Below are 17,624 nucleotides of genomic sequence, written 5' to 3' on the forward strand. Positions count from 1 at the left end.
ATCTCAGCAACATGCTGCCTATCTTGACAGCAGCAAGAACAGAGCAGGATCAGGGCCTTGGTGATAACCTCCCTCGCTGATGGGGTGATGAGCAGTGTGGAACGTGCCGCCAGCGGTGTTTCTGCGGCGCTGTTCGACCGGCCCTTGCGGCTGGGCGTGACGGGACTGGCACGCTCCGGCAAGACCGTGTTCATCACCTCGCTGGTCGCCAACCTGATGGACCGGGGCCGGATGCTGCAACTGGGTGCCGCGCGTGAGGGGCGGATTGAGGCTGCATTTCTGCAGCCCCAGCCTGACGACACCGTGCCGCGGTTTGACTATGAAAACCACCTTGCGGCGCTGACCGGGCCGTCACCCCATTGGCCGGACAGCACAAGGGCGGTGTCTGAACTTCGTCTCAGTTTGAAGGTGCGGCCCGCCGGCCTGCTGTCGGGGCTGCAGGGGCCGCGCACGCTGCATTTGGACATTGTCGACTACCCGGGCGAATGGCTGTTGGATCTGGCGCTGCTGGATAAATCCTACGGCGAATGGTCTGCCGATGTCCTTTCCCGCATTGCCTGCCGCCCGCAGGCACAGGGGTTTCTGGCGGAGAAATCAAAGGCTGCCCCCGCGGGAACACATGACGAACCGCAGGCCCAGGCGTTGGCCGCCGCCTTCACGCAATATCTGGCCGCCGCCCGCGCCGCCGGATTCTATGACTGCACCCCGGGCCGCTTCCTGCTGCCTGGCGACCTTGAGGGCTCGCCGGTGCTGACATTTGCGCCGCTGCCGCCTGAGGCCAGCCCGCCGCGCGGCAGCCTGTGGCGCGAGATGGAGCGGCGGTATGAGGCCTATAAATCCAAGGTCGTCAAACCCTTCTTCCGCGACCACTTTGCCCGCATCGATCGCCAGGTGGTGCTGGTGGATGCGCTGTCAGCGATTCATTCCGGTCCGCAGGCGGTAGAGGATCTGCGCCTTGCGATGGCGGACATCCTCAGCACGTTCAAGCCAGGCCGCAATCATTTCCTGACCCGGCTTCTGGGTGGCAAGCGGGTGGAGAAGATCCTTTTTGCTGCCACCAAGGCCGATCACCTGCATCACGCCCAGCACCCGCAAATGACCGCCATCATCGAGGCGCTGACCCGCGAAGCGCAGGACCGCGCCCGCTTTGCCGGCGCCGCAACCGCGGCGCTGGCGCTGGCTTCCTTGCGCACCACAACCGAAGAGATGCGCGCCCACAACGGAACTGATCTGCCCTGCGTCCGCGGAACCTTGCTGAAGAGCGGCAAGCAGGCGGCGTTCTATCCCGGCGCCTTGCCCGAAGATCCTGCCCAGCTGCTCACCCCGGCGCGGCAAGGGGCTGAAAAATGGCTAAAAGGCGACTATCAGGCGATGGGTTTTGCGCCCGCACCGCTTACCCTGAAGCACGGCAGCGGCCCGCCGCATATCCGGCTGGACCGCGCCGCTGAATTTCTGATCGGAGACGCCCTGTGACACTCTCCTTGCGCCCTGCAAACCCTCTGGACGCCGGAACCGCCGGCGCGATCCTCTACCGCTTCCAGCAGGGTACGGAATGGATGCCTGAACTCTATACCTGGGCCGAGGCGATTGCCTTCTGCGGTGTCATGATTGACCGCGGCTGGGTTACAGTGGCTGTGCGGGGGGGGCGCGTGCAGGGCTTTCTGGCGCGTGACGGCGCGGAGGTCTGCGCACTTTACCTGGCGCCCGGCGCCTGCGGGCAGGGGGCGGGCAAAGCGCTGCTGGACGCAGCCAAGGACGCCATGCCGCGGCTGACACTGCGGACCTTCGCAGCCAATGAAATGGCGCAGCGGTTCTACCGGCGCGAGGGCTTTGCCGAGACGGGCCGCGGTGACGGCACAGACAATGAGGAAGGCTTGCCCGACATCGCCTATGAATGGCGCAGCCACCTGGAGGCGGTGGCATGAGCAAGAAGCCGGTTCTGTTCGACCTTGAGGACGAGACGGATGGACCTTCCGTAACTGAGGCGCCGCCGGTGCCCGAGCCGCAACCCGCCGCACCCCAGCCGTCAGCGATGGAGCAGACGGCCCGGATTGCCGCCCGCCGCCCGTCGCGGCTGGCCCGCTGGTTCTGGGCGCTGCTGGCTGCGGTCATTGGCGCCATCGCCTCGGTCGCGGCCTGGGATTTTGCGGCCGGGCTGATTGCACGGGTTCCGCTGCTGGGCTGGGCCGTAAGTGCCGGGCTGGCACTTCTGCTGCTGCTGGCCCTCGCGATGGCCCTGCAGGAACTGGCGGCGCTGTCCCGGCTGCGGCGCGTCGATGCCTTGCGCCATCAGGCAGAGGAGGCCGCAGACCTGGCCGCGGCCCGCGCCTTTACGGCGCGGCTGGAAAGCTTCTACAAGACCCGCGAGGATCTCGGCTGGCATCAGGCGCGGCTGGCTGAGCGCAAGGCAGAAGTCATGGACGCCGATGCCCTGCTGATGCTGGCCGAGGAAGAGCTGCTGGTGCCGCTGGACGTGCTGGCCCTGCGCGAGGTCGAGGCCGCGGCCCGGCAGGTTGCCGCGGTGACGGCGCTGGTGCCGATAGCACTGGCGGATATTCTGACCGCGCTGGTCTCCTCCCTGCGGATGATCCGCCGGGTGGCAGGGATTTATGGCGGCCGGCCCGGCTTCTTCAGCTCCTGGCGGCTGACCCGCGCGGTGCTGGCGCATCTGGCCGCCACCGGCGCGGTGGCGGCGGGTGATGACCTCTTGGAGCCGGTGCTGGGCGGATCGGTGCTGTCGAAGCTCTCCCGCCGCTTCGGCGAGGGGCTGGTCAATGGCGCGTTGTCAGCGCGGGTCGGCATAGCTGCAATGGAGGTCTGCCGCCCGATGCCGTTTTCACCGCAGCACAGGCCTGGGACGCGCAGGGTGATACAGCGGGCGCTGACCGGCCTGTTTTCCAAGGATAAGTAACGCGCTTCCAGGCTCATGCGCAGCATGAGCCATGCCCAAGGCTGCAAAGGTGTTCTGGCAAGGCCAGGACACCGGCAGGCACGGGAGCGCCCCGCTGGCGGTGCTCAGAACAGTTTCGGCGGCTGATCTGCCGGCTGGCGCATCGCCACGATGCCGGTGCGGAACCCTTCGCCGATCCGGTCGGCCAGGGCACCCCATTGCAGCGCAGTGCGCTCCGGCAGTTCGGCCCGCAGCACCTCGTGAAACAGGCCCAGCCACAGCGGGAAATGTTCTGCTTTCACATCTGGCCGTGAGACATGCACCCGCATCGGATTGCCGCTGTAGCTCCGCTCCCGCAGAATCGCATTGCGCCAGAAGCCCGCAATCTTTTCCTCATGCTCCACCCAATCGGCGACATGTGCGGCAAAGACCGGCCCCAGCACCTCATGGGTCCGCACGCGGGTGTAGAAAACGGCCACCACGCGCGAAATTTCCTCAGCGGTGATGTCAAACCGCGCGAGCGGGTTTGCGGTATCTGCGTCGGTCATTTCGGGCTCCTTTGACTGGCCGCGCAGATACCGGATTATGCAACTGGCTGCAAATTCCTGGCTGTTAATGAAGGCTTAACGACTTGTTAGCCTTTTAATTGAGATAAGGCGTGGCAGTACTAATTAAGGTTGAACTATGACTCTTGGAATTTCTCTGCAAGGAACCAGCGGTGCAGACACCCTGAACGGCACTTCTGACGATGATACGCTGATTGGTCTCGCAGGCGATGATCTGCTCGACGGCGCTGGCGGGAACGATTCACTGGAAGGTGGCAACGGGAATGACACACTCAGCGGTAGCGGCGGGAACGACACGCTTGACGGCCACTATGGCGATGATGTTCTGAGCGGCGGCAGTGGCAATGATTTGTTGGAAGGCGGCAATGACGATGACTCGCTCGACGGAGGTGCGGGCGATGACACACTGTGGGGCGGCTATGACAATGACACGCTGATTGGCGGCGCTGGCGATGACTCGTTGAGAGGCAACGAAGATAAGGACTGGCTGGAAGGCGGCCAAGGCATCGATACGTTGGAAGGTGGCGCTGGGAACGATACCATTGCCCTGTATTCCGACGATGAAGGTGGAGATTGGCTAAATGACTCAGTCGACGGCGGCGGTGGGTCGGATGTGCTGTTACTGGAGAGAAGAGGTTCCGACATCCGCCTTGGCACTGGTTTTAGTTTCAAGAGCGTTGGGGTTATCGATACTGCCGACAATGAGATTTTCCTGCAGGGCGGCGGGGACTATTCGTTTGCTCGTGTGACGTTCAAAGATGGTGATGACGTGGTTGATGGCCGGCTCACCGTCTCCGGAAGCAGCAATACGACGGTCACCGGCACTGGTTTCAACGACTCGGTCACTGGCGGCGGCGGTAACGATTCACTGCTTGGTGGCAAGGGGCATGACACGCTTAGCGGTAGCGGCGGGAACGACACTCTTAACGGCCACTATGGCGATGATGTTCTGAACGGCGGCAATGGAAATGACTTTTTAGATGGAGACTATGGCGACGATTCGCTTGATGGCGGTGCGGGCAATGACACGCTGCTGGCAGGCGATGACAATGACACGCTGGTTGGCGGCGAGGGCGATGACTCGCTTGCTGGAGACTATGGCAAGGACCAGCTGGAAGGGGGGGCAGGCGACGACTATCTGAATGGCGGACCCGGTAACGATACCATCATCTTGAATTCCGATGATGAGAATGGTGCTTGGCTAAACGACACAGTCGACGGCGGTAGCGGCTCAGATATTCTGCTGCTGGTTGAAGTAAGCGGTTACGACATCCGCCTTGGCACTGGTTTTGATCTCAAGAGCGTTGGTGTTGTCGATGCCGCTGACAAAGAGATTTTCCTGCAGGGCGGCGGGGACTATTCGTTTGCTGGTGTGACGTTCAAAGATGGTGATGCAGTAGTTGATGGCCGGCTCACCGTTTCGGGCAGTGGCAGCACAATGGTCTTTGGTACCGGAAACGACGATGTGATCACTGGCGCTGGCGGCAACGATACCATTGAAGGCAACACTGGTGATGACACTCTCAGCGGTAAGGGCGGGGACGACACTTTGACCGGCCACTATGGCGACGACGTGTTGAACGGCGGCAATGGAGATGATTCACTGGATGGCGGCTATCATCACGACTTGCTGACTGGCGGGGACGGTGATGACACGCTGTTTGGAAGTTACGGCAAGGACACATTGATTGGCGGTGCGGGACATGACGACCTGAACGGCAGTAATGATATGGACACGCTGGACGGCGGCATCGGCAACGACACGCTGAAGGGCGGGCCTGGCAGCGATACGTTTATTTTCCACGCATCTATGGACAATGACGTCATTACGGATTTCGGTAACGGTGGAGACAAGCTGTCTTTTGACAAAGCGGCCTTTGATGTCGAGACCGCCAATGACATAATCGCAATGGGTGTATCGATGCCGAACGGTAGCACGATTTTTGATTTCGGCGGAGGAAATACTCTCACTGTCTACGGGCACAATGTGGATAGCGGAGATATTTTGCTGTTCTGAGGAGGCTCTGCTTTCTGAGTGCGATGATGCATGTTGCAGGGAGCTTTTTTGATTGAAATCATGGGTGCCGTTCGCTTAGGCGGCGCCCATTCCTGTTTTGCTATCCATCTGCCGCTTTACCCTCCAGCGGGACCATCCTATAAGGCGTTCATGTCCCTATTCGCGGTCATCATTATTCGAATTATATCCCCGGCGCTCTGAAAGCATCGAGCCGCCGGGCAAAGGCGCTTGAGCCATCGCGCCGAAACGAATATCCCGATTTCCAGCCTTGATCATCCAAAGGACGCCCCAGATGTGCGCCGACACGCCCCAGACGCCTGACTACAAAGACACCCTGAACCTGCCGAAAACCGATTTTCCGATGCGCGCAGGCCTGCCCAAGCGCGAGCCTTCATGGCTGGAGCGCTGGGCGCAGATCGGGGTCTATGACCGCTTGCGTGACAAGGCCGCCGCAGCCAAGGGCAGTGACACCGAGCGCCAGCCCTTCACCCTGCATGACGGCCCGCCCTATGCCAACGGCCACCTGCACATCGGCCACGCGCTGAACAAGACCATCAAGGACATGATCGTGCGCTCGCATCAGATGATGGGATTTGACGCGCGCTATGTGCCGGGCTGGGACTGCCACGGTCTGCCGATCGAGTGGAAGATCGAGGAGCAGTACCGCAAGAAGGGCAAGAACAAGGATGCGGTGCCGGTGGTTGAATTCCGCCAGGAATGCCGCGCCTTTGCCGATGCTTGGGTGGATATCCAGCGCGAGGAATTCAAGCGCCTGGGCATCACCGGCAACTGGGATGATCCGTATCTGACCATGAACTACCACGCCGAAGCGGTGATCGCGGATGAGTTCATGAAATTCTTGATGAACGGCACGCTGTATCAGGGCTCGAAACCCGTGATGTGGTCGCCGGTCGAGAAAACCGCACTGGCCGAGGCCGAGGTGGAATACCACGACAAGGAAAGCTTCACCATCTGGGTGAAGTTCAAGGTGGCAGAGCCTGCTGATCACAAACTGGCCGGCGCCAATGTCGTGATCTGGACCACCACGCCCTGGACCATGCCATCGAACAAGGCCGTGGTTTACGGTGAAGAGATCGCCTATGGCCTCTATGAAGTCACCGGCACTCCGGATGAGTGCTGGGCTGCTGCGGGCGAGAAATACATTCTGGCCGACAATCTGGCGGCAGATGTGTTCAAACGCGCGCGCCTGGCTGAGGATCAGTACACCCGCGTCTCTGATGTTCCGGCCTCTGATCTGGCGGGCATCGGCCTGACCCACCCGCTGCACGGCGCCGAAGGCTCCAACGGCGAATGGGACGATATCCGCGACTTCCGCGCCGCTGATTTTGTGACCGATACCGAAGGCACCGGCTTTGTTCATTGCGCGCCGTCGCACGGGATGGAGGAATTCGAGCTTTACCGCGATCTCGGCATGCTGGAACAGGTGATCACCTATAACGTGATGGACGATGGCGGCTTCCGCGCCGATCTGCCATTCTTTGGCGGCAAATACATCCTGAACCGCAAGGGCGGCGAGGGTGATGCCAACAAGGCGGTGATCGACAAGCTGACCGAGGTTGGCGGCCTGCTGGCGCGCGGCAAGATCAAGCACAGCTACCCGCATTCCTGGCGCTCCAAGGCGCCGATCATCTACCGCAACACGCCGCAGTGGTTTGCCAGCGTTGACCGCAAAATGGACGACGGCATGGACCAGATGGGCGATACCATCCGCGAACGAGCGCTGCGCTCGATCGACGAGCTGGTGAAATGGTACCCGCAAACGGGGCGCAACCGTCTGCATTCGATGATCGAAAGCCGCCCCGACTGGGTGCTGAGCCGCCAGCGCGCCTGGGGCGTGCCGCTGACCTGCTTCACCAAAAAGGGTGCGCTGCCGACCGACGCGGACTTCCTGCTGCGCAATGACGAGGTGAACAAGCGCATCGTGGCGGAGTTCGACGCGCATGGTGCGGATGTCTGGTACCAGGACGGCTTCAAGGCCAAGGTGCTGGACGGTATCGTTGATGCAGACGCCTATGATCAGGTGTTTGACGTGCTGGATGTATGGTTCGATAGTGGTTCGACCCACGCCTTTGTGCTACGCGACCGTGAGGACGGCACCGAAGACGGCATTGCCGACGTCTATATGGAAGGCACCGACCAGCACCGCGGCTGGTTCCACTCGTCCCTGCTACAGGCCTGCGGCACCAAGGGCCGCGCGCCGTACCGCAACGTGGTGACTCACGGGTTCACGCTGGACGAGAAGGGCATGAAGATGTCCAAGTCGCTGGGCAACACCATCGTGCCGGAAAAGATCGTGCAGCAGTACGGCGCCGATATCCTGCGCCTGTGGGTGGCCCAGACCGACTATACTTCGGACCAGCGGATCGGGCCGGAAATCCTGAAGGGCACTGCCGACAGCTACCGCCGCCTGCGCAACACCATGCGCTTCCTGCTGGGCAGCTTGAGTGATTTTACCGAGGAACAGCGCGTGGAGCCGGCGGATATGCCGGAGCTGGAGCAGTGGGTGCTGCACCGGCTGGCCGAACTCGACCACAAGGTGCGCACCGGCTATCAGACGTTTGATTTCCAGGGCGTGTTCTCGGCGGTGTTCAACTTTGCCACGGTGGATCTGTCGGCCTTCTATTTCGACGTCCGCAAGGATGCGCTCTATTGCGATGGCGACACCCTGAACGCCCGCGCCGCGCGCACGGTGCTGGATATCCTGTTCCACCGGCTGACCACATGGCTGGCACCGGTCCTGGTGTTCACCATGGAAGAGGTCTGGCTGGAGAAATACCCGGGCGAGGGCAGCTCAATCCATCTGCAGGACATTCCCAACACCCCCGCTGACTGGCTGAATGAGCCGCTGGCGGCGAAATGGTCCAAGATCCGCCAGGCCCGCCGGGTGGTGACGGCAGCGCTTGAAGTGCAGCGCACCGACAAGGTGATCGGTGCCTCGCTTGAGGCCGCCCCGGTGGTGCACGTGCGCGACGGCGAGGCGCTGGAGGCGCTGAAATCGGTGAACTTTGCCGATATCTGCATTACCTCGGACATCATGCTGACCAATGATCCGGCCCCGGCCGAAGCCTTCCGTATGCCCGAGGTTGACGGTGTTTCGGTGGTGTTTGAAAAAGCCGACGGCGGCAAGTGCCAGCGTTGCTGGAAGATCCTGCCGGATGTGGGCAATCACGTCCATGACGGTGTTTGCGGCCGCTGCGATAGCGCGCTGGGATAACCCGGCTTTCAGCTCTGGCTTGTGTGTGGCGCCCGGCTTAATTGCCGGGCGTTCTCATTTTTGCGCTATTGTTGCGGGATTTCCTGCACTTTTTCCGGGTGCGGCCTTGTGTATTGGCAAATTGAATTCCTCTAGATGTTGACCGGTTTTCTACAATTGGTTAAGAATTCGTTAATTCCATGTAGGTTTTCAGCCGACTTAAAAATATGGCATGGGGCAGGGGGGCAGTTTATTATGCTGAAGCGGAAAGCGGACGCGCAACCGGCAGGTGAGCCGGGCAAGCCGCGCAGTGCATCTATCCGGATTGACGGGGTATCGGCCCCAAAGAATATGAAAATCGGGCTGGTCGCGGACAGCTCCGGGTCTAAACCGGAACCCGCGGCAGCAATTGCAAAGCCTGCCGCGCCCAAAACCGCTGCTGTCAAAACGGCCAAATCCGCCAAGGCAGCGAAACCTGCCAGTGCCGCATCGGATCAACGGAAAGTTGTGCCAGGCCCGCAACCCTTTGCACCGGTACCCGCGGACGGTGGCAGTGCGCTGCCAAAGCTGGGCCTTGCGGCAGCCGGCTTGGCGGTGGCGGCGGCGATGCTTTTGTATTTCCAATTCAGCGGCGGAACCCCGGCTGAAACGGCTGAGCAGGCCAGCCTGCAAGCGGCGGCAGAAGCGGAGCCCTCTGCCGGTGGCGTGCAGCCGGCCGGTGCCGCTGCGGCGGGGGGGCTGCAGAAGGACGGTGCCGGCGGCGAAGACGCCATGGTCGCCCGCATCACTGCCGGAACCCTGGCCGCGCTGCGCAGCAAACAGGCAAATCCGGAAAGCCTGAACCAGGCGGCAGCTGCGGCCCCGGCGGCAGGAACTGCGCTCTACAAGATGGTGCTGACCGCCGCGGCCCAGGGCCAGTCCGAAGCCTATATCGACCAGCTGGTGAACGGCGCTTATGAGCGCAAGGAAATCACCGTGCCCGCCAGCCTGATCGGGGCTGACGGGCGGGTTGATACGGCGACGCTGCTGGCCTTGTTTGTCGGCAACTGATCTTTTTGCTCCGGCGGCTGCGCCGGGGCCGTTCCCGTTTGCCCCTTGGGCGCGCTGCCGGTGCAGGCCGGGGACCTCTCATAACAACCAGAACAACGGGCGCTGCAGACCGGAACCGGCTGCGGTGCAGACTATTTCCCGGGGGGACTATGAAGACATACATTGCAGCCGCTGCCATGGGCCTGTTTGCCTTTGCAGCCAATTCTGCTGCGGCCGAGACTTGCGGCGGGGTCTATTCCGTGCAGCCGGGCGACAGCCTGTCGGTGATCGCTGACAAGCTGTATAAGGATGCGGGCAAATGGAGCGCGATCCACAGCCGCAACATTGATACCATCGGCCCCAAGCCCAGTGCCCTGCGCGTCGGCATGAAGCTGTCGCTGGCCTGCCTTGAGGGCCTGCCCCTGGGTCTGGAAGGCGGCAAGGAAATCTCTGCCAGCGTGCCTGTGGCTGCCAAACCGGTGCAGATCGCCTCAGGCAGCGCCGAGGTGCGACACCGCATCAACCTGCTGACTGCGGATGACTTTGCCCCCTTTACCGGCAAGGACCTGCACAACGGCGGCATGATGACCGATGTGCTGAACGCGGCAATGCGCCATGCCAATCCAGAGCAGGGATACGCCGTTCATTGGGTCGACCTGTGGACGGCGCATGAAGAGCCGCTGCTGTCCAATGCGCTGCTGGACGCGGGCTTCCCCTGGTACAAGCCGGATTGCGGAAACAACCCCGAAGAACCGCGCTGCAAGAACTTCCTGTTCTCGGACCCGCTGTTCGAAGTGCTGGTGCTGATGTTCACCGACAAGGCGCGGCCTCTGACCTTCACCAAGGACGAAGACCTGTTCGGCAAGACATTCTGCCGCCCGCAGGGCTATGAGACCTATCTGTTCGAACAGCAGGGCCGCCACTGGCTGCGCGACGGCAAGATTGAGGTGGTGCAGCCGCTGACCACAGCCGAATGCTACGAGATGGTGCTGGCGGGCAAGGCGGATGCGGTCGTGATGAACGAATTCACCGGCCGCGCGCAGATCAAGGAGCTGGGCCTGTCGGACCGCTTTGACGCGGTGCCCGAACCGATCTCGATCCAGGCGCTGCACGTGATCGTCCACAAGACCCACCCCCAGGCACAGCAGCTGATGCAGATGGTCAACGCGTCGCTGCAGGGTATCCGCGAGGACGGCACCTATCAGGCGATCATCGAAGACCACATGGCCCGGGTCTGGGCCGGATTTTGAGGGGGAAGAGCATGCTGAACAGCTTCTGCCGCCGCTTGCTGGGCTTAGGCGCGCTGCTGGGGCTGCTGCCCTCGGCGGCCCTGGCGATCTGCGATGTGGACTATGTCGTGCAGCCGGGGGACAACCTGTTTTCGATCGCCGAGACCCATTACGGCGACCGCGAACGCTGGACCATGATTTACTACCGCAACCAGGATGTTCTTGTCGGCTCGTCGGTGGTGCCGGGCCGCAAGCTGCAGATCCCCTGCATCAAACAGGCGACCGCCCCGGACGCCACCCCGCTGCGCAGGCAGGAGGCCGAGATGACGCTGCTGACCGGCGGTGGCTATGCGCCCTTTACCGACCGCAGCCTGCCGGGCCAGGGCATGGTGACCGAGCTGGTCAATGCGGCGCTGGAGCTGGCGCCTTCGCCGGTGTCCTACGCGATCAACTGGGAGGACGACTGGTCCAAGCATCTGTTTCCGATGCTGGACCAAAAGGAGTTCGATATGGGCTTCCCTTGGTTCAAGCCTGATTGCGCGGCCGAGCCGGACAATGAGCGCTGCGTGAACTTCCACTTTTCCGAACCGGTGATGGCGCTGCCGATCATGCTGTTTGTGCGGGTTGAGGACCAGTTCGCCTATGCAGACGACAAGGACATCGAGGGCAAGACCCTGTGCCGTCCCAAGGGCTATTTCACCCACGACTTGAACCGGCAGGGGCGCCGCTGGCTGGATGACGGCAAAATCACCCTGGTGCAGCCGCAATCACCGGCCGACTGTTTCCGCATGGTGTCCGAGGGGCAGGTGGATGCGGTGGCGGTGAACCTGTTCCTGGGCGCCAGCACGATTGTCCGGGAAGGTCTGCGCGACACTGTGCTGCCGCTGGAAAAACCGCTCTCCGAAGAAGGTCTGCACGTGGTGATTTCCAAGCGTCACTGGCGCGGCACGTCGCATCTGTACCGGATCAACGCAGGCCTTAAAAAGCTCCGTGACAGCGGCCGCTTCGAGGAAATCATGTCACGCCATCTGGAACTGTTCTGGGCTCAGCTGCAGTAATTTCAGGCCGCCATGCCGACACGGACCTGGCGGCCTCATAGCCATGATAGGCAGCTTCGGATCCCGCCTCGGGATGCGGGTCTTGCCCCGCACGTTGCAGCAGCAAATGGGCAGCCAGAACGTCGTTTTCCTGAAACAGGGCCGGTATCCGGCCTGTATCGCGCTGATTTCCTCCCGCCCGGATACGGCGGCTGCCCTGATCGCCGGGCGGATCTTGCGAATGGCCGTCCGGGTGCCGCTCACGCGGACTGGTGCTGGCAGATTCGCTGCGCTCCGGATCGTCCGAGCGGACAACCGGGCGGGCGGTCAAAAGACCGCGGTTCGGTTTGGCAGGATTAACCCGTCCTGATACTGGTATAAACATTGAGCGGAACCTTCGCGGTGGCTGAGAACCGGTCTTGCAGAAAAGTTAACATAGCGTGTTTAACACAGGGTTAATGCAGTCCGCAGCGCATCGGCAGAACGGATCAGCCGGTGATGCGCCGGGCTTTGGCATACTGGTTTTCCGCCTCCAGGGCACTGACCGGCTTGGGGCCGGCCTGGCAGCCGCTGGCCAGATCCAGGAAATAGGCGGCCATGTCGATACCATTCATCTGCCTGAGGTCCAGCGCCGCGGTGCGGGCTGCTGCGCGGGCAGGGCCGACGTACTGGGCTGTCAGGGCATCCGGGCGTTCACCGCTCAGCGCCTGTTCCCGGGCAGCGGCCCGGGCGAGCCCTTGGGCAGTGCCCTCGATCAGCGGTGCATCCGCCGGCTGGCCGCCTGCTTGCGCGATTGCGGGCTGGCGCTGATAGGCGGCCTGCATCTGTTTCATGCTGTTGTACAGGCTGGCGGTGCTGGAAACTGCAGTAATCATCTTGCTGACCTTTAGGATCGTTCTTGATACTCACTTTATTATAATTTGATGCAATGTGGCGGCGAAACCTTAACACTGGTTAACATGGTGTTAATGCGGCGCTGCGGGGGTGCGGCCGGCGGGGCGGAGACGCGCTTGCCTCTGATGCCATTCCTGCAGAAGATGCACAGGCAGAAGACGCTCCGGGGAGGACCCATGATTTCAGCAAGCCTTGATACACCCGTGGGTGCGCTCAGCGTGACAGAGCGGGACGGCGCCATTGTGCGCCTTGCCTGGTCAGCTCAGGCGGACGGGCAGTCGGCGCTTTTGGACCGCGCGCTGGCGCAGTTGCGTGCCTACTTTTCCGGTGAACTGACGGCCTTCGATCTGCCGTTGTTTGTAGAGGGCTCGGACTTTCAGCGCGCGGTCTGTGATGCGATGCTGGCAATCCCGCTTGGCGAAACCCGCACTTATGGAGAAATCGCCAAGGATCTCGGCGCCCCGCCGCAGCCGGTTGGCAATGCTTGCGGCGCCAATCCGATCCCGGTGATCATTCCCTGCCACCGGGTGCTGAGCGCCACGGGACTGGGCGGCTTTTCGGGCCAGGGCGGGGTAGAAACCAAAGTCGCGCTTTTGAAACATGAAGGCGCTGCGGGCCTGCTGATCTGAACGCAGGGTCCGGCCTGCAGCGCCCCTCTGTCAGCTACGCATCAAACCGCTGTGGATTTGCGCCGCCGTTCCGGCACGATCTGCTGGGCAATGCCGACAAACAGCAGATAGACCGACGTCACCACCAACCCCCAATGCGCCCAGCTGGCGGGGTGGAAGTCAACCCAGGCGGCCCAGCCGGCAAAGAAGGTCCAGGCCAGCGCCATGGGCAATGACACCTTGCGCCAGCGCGCGGTGCGCACCGGGTGAATGAACTTCAGCGGCAGGAACATGGCGGCGGACAGCAGGGTCACCAGCACCAGGATGGTCCAATGGCTCGGCTCCAGCGCAAAGATCACCAGCACCAGCATGTTCCAGCAGCCGGGAAAGCCGGCAAAGGAATTGTCCTTGGTCTTCATCCTTGTGTCAGCAAAATACATCGCGCTGCCAAAGGTGATGACGATGATGGCAAACCAGCCGGTCCATCCTGCCATCAATCCCGATTGGAACAGCGCAAAGGCCGGAATGAAAACATAGGTCAGGTAGTCGATGATCAGATCCAGCAGCACCCCGTCGAATTCCGGCGAGTAGCGTTTGACATGGTAATGCCGGGCCAGCGGGCCGTCGACGCCGTCAACGGCAAATGCAATCACCAGCCAGACAAACATCAGGCTCCACTTGCCGTCCGCCGCTGCCAGCATCGCCAGCATGGCGAACACGGCACCGGTTGCAGTCAGCAGATGAACGGAGAGGGCGCGGATCTGAGGTGTCATGCGCCCCTGATGGCGAATTTGGCCGAATCCCGCAAGCATTCAATGCAGCTTTGGGCGGAAATCCGTACCGTTGGAGAACTGGATGCGGGCCATGCGCTGGCCAAAGGGGGCTGGCGCTGTGATGTCAGGCGAGGAAAAGGGGGCTTTGGAAGGCATATCGCGGGCCCGCTCCCAGGGGTGCGTCCCGGGCGGCGGGGCAGGGGCCGCAGGGGCGCCATCGGCAAACAAGGCTGAATAGCCGTTACAGGTCATAGCAGAATCCTTTCTGGATCGGTTTCTGCCATCAAGCCCGCGGCGCCTTAACAGCAGCTTTCCCGCCGCCGTGAAAATAGAGCGCATTTTAGCGAAAGCACATGCGCGGCCGCGCTAGCCGCAGCAGTTACCGCCTGTCTGTACCGGCGGGCAAGGAATGCTGCCATAGGAGCAGAAAACGCAGCAATCCCCATGTTTTGGCCGCAGCAGGGCGCTGCAGGCCGGGCATTCATGAAACCATTGGCAGGCGTCTTGCGGCATCTCTTCTGCGGCCTCATGCCCGCAAGCAGGGCAGGTAAGAACACTGGTCAGGACGGGTTTTGCGGGGTCAGTTGCAGACATTCGGCAGGCCTCCCTGGCTTCAGCAAAACCCAGCCAGGACCTGGGGTCAAGTCATGCCTTGGGGTGGGTCCGCATGTAGACGTCCATCAGATGCGTGGTGTCCACCGCCGTATAGGCCTGAGTGGTCGACAGGGACGCGTGCCCCAGCAACTCCTGAATGGCCCGCAAATCGCCGCCGGCCTCCAGCAGGTGGGTGGCAAAGCTGTGGCGCAGCGCGTGCGGTGTTGCCGTCGCGGGCAGCCCCAGCTGGGCGCGGGTCCGGGCCATCACCCCTTGGATCTGGCGCGGGTTCAGCGCGCCGCCCCGCACACCGCGGAACAGGGGCGCTTGCGCCTCCTGCGGATGCGGGCAGAGCGCAAGGTAGCGGTCCACCGAGTCGCGTGCTGCTGGCAGAACCGGCACAATCCGCTCCTTTTTACCCTTGCCCAGAATACGCAGCACCGGCGGCAGCGGCGCGTCGGAACCCGTCAGGTTCAGTGCTTCTGAGATCCGCAACCCGCAGCCGTAAAGCAGCGTCACCACCGCCACGTCGCGGGCTGCAACCCAATCGGTCTGCGATTGCAGCTCCACCGTTTCCAGCACTGCCTTGGCGGCATCCGGCGCCAGCGGGCGGGGCAGTTTCTTTTGGAATTTCGGCGCCCTGGCAGAAAGCACTGCGGCAGGCTCAAACCCTTCGCGCTCCGCCAGCCAGCGGTAAAAGGTTTTCACTGCCGATAGCTTGCGCGCCAGCGAGCGGGCACCGGTGCCCGAACCGCGCTCCGAGGCCATCCAGGCACGCATATCGGCAGTGGTGATCCGTGCCAGCGCACCCAGCCCTTGCGGGCCGCCGGAGTGTCCGGTCATGAAGGCCAGGAAAACGCTGACATCGCTGCGGTAGGCAGCCAGCGTGTTGGCCGAGGCAGCCTCCAGCCCGCCCAAGCGCTCCAGCCAGAGCTGCAGGGCATCGCGGCAGGCCGGGGAGATCAATGTCATGACAGCCAGCAGCGCATCGCGCGTTCAAAGACGCCGGCAAAGAAAGCGAGCAGATCGGTGCCCTGCATCGGCGAGAACTGATGCGGATCTTCGGAGCCCATCACCAGCATGCCGGGCAGGCGGCCTTCGCCCAGATCCAGCATCAGGCAGGCCTCGGAGCGGATCCATTCGGCTTTTGCCCCATAAACACGCGGGCTGCCGCCCTGGGTCTGGCGCAGGGTCACAATGCGCTGGCTGACGGGCTGGCCGGCATAGCTTTCGGTAAAACCGGGGCCTGACAGCTTCAGGGCACCGGACTTGCGTTCAATCTCGGCACCGCCGGGCTGGGCGGTCTCAAGCACCAGCGCCAGGGACTGCACGCGCAGGATCTCCGGCATATCCTGTTCCAGGCAGGCCAGAAAGCCGGCAAAGTCCTGCGGTTCCAGCAGCCGCAGCACGGCGCGGTGGATCAGGTTGGTGCCGGCCAGATTGTCATAGGCCGCGGCAATCACCGAGCGGTGGGTATCCTCCAGCCGGTCGAGCCGCGCCGCCATCCGCTCCATCGCGATGCCGCGCAGATCAACAACGTTGGAGCCCATTGCCCGCTCATTGGCGGCGACAAGGGCATTCATCAGGTGCTGGTCTTGCAGCACGGCGTCGGGTTTGGCGAGGATCGCCTCGCGCAACTGGGTTTCCAGGTTGGCTGAACTGCTCATGTCAATAACTCTTGCGGATCCGGACCTCTGACGGGTTTGGTGACGTGTATAGCATGGGAACCGGGCTTTGCTGCGGAAAAATGCAGATGCAGCGGAAATTGCAGCGGCGGCGCTGCTCCCGCCCGCCGGCAGTGCATTGGCATGCACAGCGTCCGTTGGGCGGGGCGCCGGGCAGAGTGCCCGGCGCGGCGGCGTGAAACGCCGCTGCAGCGCGCCGCAGGCGCGCTGCCGGGCCCAAGACCCCATGCGGTCCGGCGTCAGCCGGGGAGTGCGGGGACGCGGGAGTGCTTCGCTGCGGTTATGAAGGCGCAGGTAAAAACACTGTAAAAAAGTTCGCAAAGAAAAAGGCGCCTCGATCAGGGGCGCCTTTCCCGGTCCTGGATCCGCTAAACGGGATCAGAGGATCTTGATCTCCGCCGCCTTGATATCGGCCAGGAACGCATCCAGGCCTTTGTCGGTCAGCGGGTGGTTCACCATCGACTTAATCACCGCCGGCGGCGCGGTAATCACATCGGCGCCGATGCGGGCCGAGTCCAGCACGTGGTTCACCGAACGGATCGAGGCGGCCAGGATCTGGGTTTCAAAGCCATAGTTGTCATAGATGGTGCGGATGTCTTCGATCACTTCCATACCGTCCAGGTTGATATCATCCAGACGCCCGATGAAGGGAGAGATGAAGGTGGCACCCGCCTTGGCCGCCAGCAGCGCCTGATTGGCAGAGAAGCACAGGGTCACGTTCACCATGTGGCCGTCGCCGGACAGGGTTTTGCAGGCTTTCAGGCCATCCCAGGTCAGCGGCACCTTGACGGCGATATTTTCGGCGATCTCCACCAGCTTGCGGCCTTCGGCGATCATCGTCTCGGCATCGGTTGCGGTGACTTCTGCCGATACCGGGCCGTCGACCAGGTTGCAGATTTCCTTGGTCACTTCGATGATGTCGCGGCCGGATTTCTTGATCAGCGACGGGTTGGTGGTGACACCGTCCACCATGCCCAGATCGTTCAGCTCGGCAATCGCGTCGATCTCGGCGGTATCTACGAAGAATTTCATGGGGCAGTCCTTTGGATGGGTTGGCCTCTGTCGCTTCTGCCTTTACCTCATGGGAT

18 protein-coding genes are annotated in these 17,624 nt (G+C 62.3%); 10 read left to right on the plus strand and 8 right to left on the minus strand.

Annotated features, from left to right (window positions below; translation table 11 throughout):
• The first annotated feature begins 57 nt into the window (after positions 1 to 57).
• From K3557_RS03025 to K3557_RS03035, 3 genes are read left to right on the plus strand one after another with little or no spacing between them, the layout of a single operon-like run.
• Positions 58 to 1,473 (plus strand): YcjX family protein, encoded by a 1,416-nt coding sequence (locus K3557_RS03025; protein WP_259997579.1) that lies wholly within the window; start codon positions 58 to 60, stop codon positions 1,471 to 1,473.
• Positions 1,470 to 1,925 carry a GNAT family N-acetyltransferase gene (locus tag K3557_RS03030; protein ID WP_259997581.1) on the plus strand — a complete coding sequence of 152 codons (456 nt, stop codon included), beginning with the start codon at positions 1,470 to 1,472 and terminating at the stop codon, positions 1,923 to 1,925. Before K3557_RS03025 ends, K3557_RS03030 begins: the two co-directional genes overlap by 4 nt.
• Complete coding sequence (locus K3557_RS03035; RefSeq protein WP_259997583.1) at positions 1,922 to 2,911, plus strand: YcjF family protein; 990 nt, start codon at positions 1,922 to 1,924, stop codon at positions 2,909 to 2,911. The genes K3557_RS03030 and K3557_RS03035 overlap by 4 nt, the downstream gene beginning before the upstream one ends.
• Positions 2,912 to 3,015: 104 nt before the next feature.
• Here K3557_RS03035 and K3557_RS03040 read toward each other — a convergent pair whose 3' ends face one another.
• Positions 3,016 to 3,438: a group III truncated hemoglobin gene (locus tag K3557_RS03040; RefSeq protein ID WP_259997585.1), complete on the minus strand. Its 423-nt coding sequence runs from the start codon at positions 3,436 to 3,438 to the stop codon at positions 3,016 to 3,018.
• Between the two features lie 136 nt (positions 3,439 to 3,574).
• Between K3557_RS03040 and K3557_RS03045 the strand changes: the two genes are divergently transcribed.
• The 6 genes from K3557_RS03045 (at position 3,575) to K3557_RS03070 (ending at position 12,352) form a co-directional block, all read left to right on the plus strand.
• Positions 3,575 to 5,473: a calcium-binding protein gene (locus K3557_RS03045; RefSeq protein ID WP_259997587.1), complete on the plus strand. Its 1,899-nt coding sequence runs from the start codon at positions 3,575 to 3,577 to the stop codon at positions 5,471 to 5,473.
• A gap of 292 nt (positions 5,474 to 5,765) precedes the next feature.
• On the plus strand, positions 5,766 to 8,708 hold the full coding sequence (gene ileS, locus K3557_RS03050) for an isoleucine--tRNA ligase (RefSeq protein WP_259997589.1): 2,943 nt from the start codon (positions 5,766 to 5,768) through the stop codon (positions 8,706 to 8,708).
• 234 nt (positions 8,709 to 8,942) lie between these two features.
• Positions 8,943 to 9,737, plus strand: a complete 795-nt coding sequence (locus tag K3557_RS03055; protein ID WP_259997591.1) for a hypothetical protein — start codon at positions 8,943 to 8,945, stop codon at positions 9,735 to 9,737.
• Positions 9,738 to 9,886: 149 nt separating this feature from the next.
• Positions 9,887 to 10,966 carry a transporter substrate-binding domain-containing protein gene (locus tag K3557_RS03060; RefSeq protein ID WP_259997593.1) on the plus strand — a complete coding sequence of 360 codons (1,080 nt, stop codon included), beginning with the start codon at positions 9,887 to 9,889 and terminating at the stop codon, positions 10,964 to 10,966.
• Positions 10,967 to 10,977: 11 nt separating this feature from the next.
• A complete protein-coding gene (locus K3557_RS03065; protein ID WP_259997594.1) occupies positions 10,978 to 12,003 on the plus strand; it encodes a transporter substrate-binding domain-containing protein in 1,026 nt (341 codons plus the stop codon).
• A 106-nt stretch (positions 12,004 to 12,109) separates the two neighbouring features.
• Positions 12,110 to 12,352: a hypothetical protein gene (locus K3557_RS03070; RefSeq protein WP_259997595.1), complete on the plus strand. Its 243-nt coding sequence runs from the start codon at positions 12,110 to 12,112 to the stop codon at positions 12,350 to 12,352.
• A 118-nt stretch (positions 12,353 to 12,470) separates the two neighbouring features.
• Here the strand turns inward: K3557_RS03070 and K3557_RS03075 are convergent, their stop codons facing one another.
• Positions 12,471 to 12,857 (minus strand): hypothetical protein, encoded by a 387-nt coding sequence (locus tag K3557_RS03075; RefSeq protein ID WP_259997596.1) that lies wholly within the window; start codon positions 12,855 to 12,857, stop codon positions 12,471 to 12,473.
• 195 nt (positions 12,858 to 13,052) lie between these two features.
• Here K3557_RS03075 and K3557_RS03080 point away from each other — a divergent pair, with 195 nt between their 5' ends.
• Entirely contained in the window at positions 13,053 to 13,505 is a 453-nt protein-coding gene (locus K3557_RS03080; protein ID WP_259986714.1) for a methylated-DNA--[protein]-cysteine S-methyltransferase, read from the plus strand.
• Between the two features lie 41 nt (positions 13,506 to 13,546).
• On the opposite strand, the gene K3557_RS03085 is transcribed toward K3557_RS03080, so the two are convergent.
• The 6 genes from K3557_RS03085 to fsa all read right to left on the minus strand — a co-directional run bounded on the left by K3557_RS03085 (position 13,547) and on the right by fsa (position 17,568).
• The gene (locus K3557_RS03085; RefSeq protein ID WP_129371769.1) at positions 13,547 to 14,257 is read right to left on the minus strand and encodes a phosphatidylcholine/phosphatidylserine synthase; all 711 of its coding nucleotides are present in this window, start codon (positions 14,255 to 14,257) and stop codon (positions 13,547 to 13,549) included.
• Positions 14,258 to 14,296: 39 nt separating this feature from the next.
• A complete protein-coding gene (locus K3557_RS03090; RefSeq protein WP_259997597.1) occupies positions 14,297 to 14,509 on the minus strand; it encodes a hypothetical protein in 213 nt (70 codons plus the stop codon).
• Between the two features lie 114 nt (positions 14,510 to 14,623).
• Positions 14,624 to 14,851, minus strand: coding sequence for a GDCCVxC domain-containing (seleno)protein (locus K3557_RS03095; protein WP_259997598.1), 228 nt, complete (start codon positions 14,849 to 14,851; stop codon positions 14,624 to 14,626).
• A 51-nt stretch (positions 14,852 to 14,902) separates the two neighbouring features.
• Positions 14,903 to 15,823, minus strand: a complete 921-nt coding sequence (locus K3557_RS03100) for a tyrosine recombinase XerC (RefSeq protein ID WP_259997599.1) — start codon at positions 15,821 to 15,823, stop codon at positions 14,903 to 14,905.
• Positions 15,820 to 16,518 (minus strand): DUF484 family protein, encoded by a 699-nt coding sequence (locus K3557_RS03105; RefSeq protein ID WP_259997600.1) that lies wholly within the window; start codon positions 16,516 to 16,518, stop codon positions 15,820 to 15,822. The genes K3557_RS03100 and K3557_RS03105 overlap by 4 nt, the downstream gene beginning before the upstream one ends.
• A gap of 396 nt (positions 16,519 to 16,914) precedes the next feature.
• The gene (gene fsa / locus K3557_RS03110; RefSeq protein ID WP_259986709.1) at positions 16,915 to 17,568 is read right to left on the minus strand and encodes a fructose-6-phosphate aldolase; all 654 of its coding nucleotides are present in this window, start codon (positions 17,566 to 17,568) and stop codon (positions 16,915 to 16,917) included.
• Positions 17,569 to 17,624 lie beyond the last annotated feature (56 nt).

The organism is Leisingera sp. M523, from assembly GCF_025141335.1.
Classification (GTDB): Bacteria; Pseudomonadota; Alphaproteobacteria; order Rhodobacterales; family Rhodobacteraceae; genus Leisingera.

Excerpts from the sequence above, each read along its gene's own strand:
- K3557_RS03075 (WP_259997596.1), bottom strand. The coding sequence starts at position 12,857 with ATGATTACTGCAGTTTCCAGCACCGCCAGCCTGTACAACAGCATGAAA.
- K3557_RS03095 (WP_259997598.1), bottom strand. The coding sequence starts at position 14,851 with ATGTCTGCAACTGACCCCGCAAAACCCGTCCTGACCAGTGTTCTTACC.
- K3557_RS03080 (WP_259986714.1), top strand. The coding sequence starts at position 13,053 with ATGATTTCAGCAAGCCTTGATACACCCGTGGGTGCGCTCAGCGTGACA.
- K3557_RS03090 (WP_259997597.1), bottom strand. The coding sequence starts at position 14,509 with ATGACCTGTAACGGCTATTCAGCCTTGTTTGCCGATGGCGCCCCTGCG.
- K3557_RS03085 (WP_129371769.1), bottom strand. The coding sequence starts at position 14,257 with ATGACACCTCAGATCCGCGCCCTCTCCGTTCATCTGCTGACTGCAACC.
- K3557_RS03065 (WP_259997594.1), top strand. The coding sequence starts at position 10,978 with ATGCTGAACAGCTTCTGCCGCCGCTTGCTGGGCTTAGGCGCGCTGCTG.
- K3557_RS03045 (WP_259997587.1), top strand. The coding sequence starts at position 3,575 with ATGACTCTTGGAATTTCTCTGCAAGGAACCAGCGGTGCAGACACCCTG.
- fsa (WP_259986709.1), bottom strand. The coding sequence starts at position 17,568 with ATGAAATTCTTCGTAGATACCGCCGAGATCGACGCGATTGCCGAGCTG.
- K3557_RS03040 (WP_259997585.1), bottom strand. The coding sequence starts at position 3,438 with ATGACCGACGCAGATACCGCAAACCCGCTCGCGCGGTTTGACATCACC.
- K3557_RS03035 (WP_259997583.1), top strand. The coding sequence starts at position 1,922 with ATGAGCAAGAAGCCGGTTCTGTTCGACCTTGAGGACGAGACGGATGGA.
- K3557_RS03055 (WP_259997591.1), top strand. The coding sequence starts at position 8,943 with ATGCTGAAGCGGAAAGCGGACGCGCAACCGGCAGGTGAGCCGGGCAAG.
- ileS (WP_259997589.1), top strand. The coding sequence starts at position 5,766 with ATGTGCGCCGACACGCCCCAGACGCCTGACTACAAAGACACCCTGAAC.
- K3557_RS03105 (WP_259997600.1), bottom strand. The coding sequence starts at position 16,518 with ATGAGCAGTTCAGCCAACCTGGAAACCCAGTTGCGCGAGGCGATCCTC.
- K3557_RS03060 (WP_259997593.1), top strand. The coding sequence starts at position 9,887 with ATGAAGACATACATTGCAGCCGCTGCCATGGGCCTGTTTGCCTTTGCA.
- K3557_RS03100 (WP_259997599.1), bottom strand. The coding sequence starts at position 15,823 with ATGACATTGATCTCCCCGGCCTGCCGCGATGCCCTGCAGCTCTGGCTG.
- K3557_RS03070 (WP_259997595.1), top strand. The coding sequence starts at position 12,110 with ATGGGCAGCCAGAACGTCGTTTTCCTGAAACAGGGCCGGTATCCGGCC.